This is a genomic window from uncultured Aquimarina sp., assembly GCF_947495315.1.
Taxonomy (GTDB): Bacteria; Bacteroidota; Bacteroidia; order Flavobacteriales; family Flavobacteriaceae; genus Aquimarina.
Genome location: NZ_CANLYD010000039.1, coordinates 1 through 1,019 on the forward strand (window position 1 = coordinate 1; position 1,019 = coordinate 1,019).

Below are 1,019 nucleotides of genomic sequence, written 5' to 3' on the forward strand. Positions count from 1 at the left end.
CGATTTACAACTTAAATTTAAGTTTAAAATCAAAATTATAAATGGTAGCAGAATCTTTTTCATAATTGTGGGCAACGGTTCGTGTATGGTGCGTGCTCAGCATGCACTATACACCATGTTGTAAAACGTTTTTTAATCGATTGGTATTTTAATAAATTCCGAAATCACTTTGCCGTTTTTCGAGTTTATCTTAATCACTTTCGATTGGTTATTTTTCAATTTGCTTTTTAATGTCCAAATCAGTTTTCTTTTCTCATAATCAATGTCCCAAAAATATATTTCATTCAATCCGTTTTCATTTCCGATTTCAAGAGCTTTTTTCAAGTCAATTTTTGTCTTATTCTGTAAAACTTTTAGATAAGGCTCTAAAATTTCTTGAGTGTCTTTTGAATTCCAAGGTGTTGTGCAATTAAGGTTAAATGGAAATAATAATTCCTTAAGAATTAAGTTTTCTTCTATTACTTTATACTTTAACCATAATTGAGTAGCTGGAAAATCAGATTTATTAAATTCGTCTAAAGTCAGTCGTTCAAGTTTGTCCTCACTTTCATTATAAACTTCAATTAAAGTTTCTGATTTCTCAAACTTGAAGTTATTGTATAAAATATCTTTTTCAACAACAAACCTTAACTTCTCATTCGCCCAATGTTTGGAACAATTAATTATTCCGTCAATGAAATTTTGTGAGTGAGAAACTCCAAAATTCAGAATTAGTAAAATGGTTAGCAGTATTTTCATTTAAATGTTTTACAACGCCAAATATATGAATCGGAGCAAGGCAAGCAAGCCTATACCAATTGATCTATCTGTGCATTTTTATTTCTTGTTAATTTATAAAAATCTAGCGCCATTGCAAAAAGGAAATGACCTTTCGAGCTAGCACTAAACTTTGCTCTGATTTCATATATGATGTTGTACATCGTTTATTCTTCAATACGTTTGGAAGAAGAAACACGTCTTAATTCAAGTTCAAACGGATTTTCTGTTTTTAATTTATCCGTTTCTCTTTCTGATAGTTC

Annotated in this window: 1 protein-coding gene; it reads right to left on the reverse strand. The window is 29.7% G+C overall.

Annotated elements, in window-relative coordinates:
• Window positions 1-132 precede the first annotated feature (132 nt).
• Window positions 133-738, reverse strand: coding sequence for a hypothetical protein (locus tag Q0910_RS28480; protein WP_299224223.1), 606 nt, complete (start codon window positions 736-738; stop codon window positions 133-135).
• Between the last annotated feature and the right edge of the window lie 281 nt (window positions 739-1,019).

Excerpts from the sequence above, each read along its gene's own strand:
- Q0910_RS28480 (WP_299224223.1), bottom strand. The coding sequence starts at position 738 with ATGAAAATACTGCTAACCATTTTACTAATTCTGAATTTTGGAGTTTCT.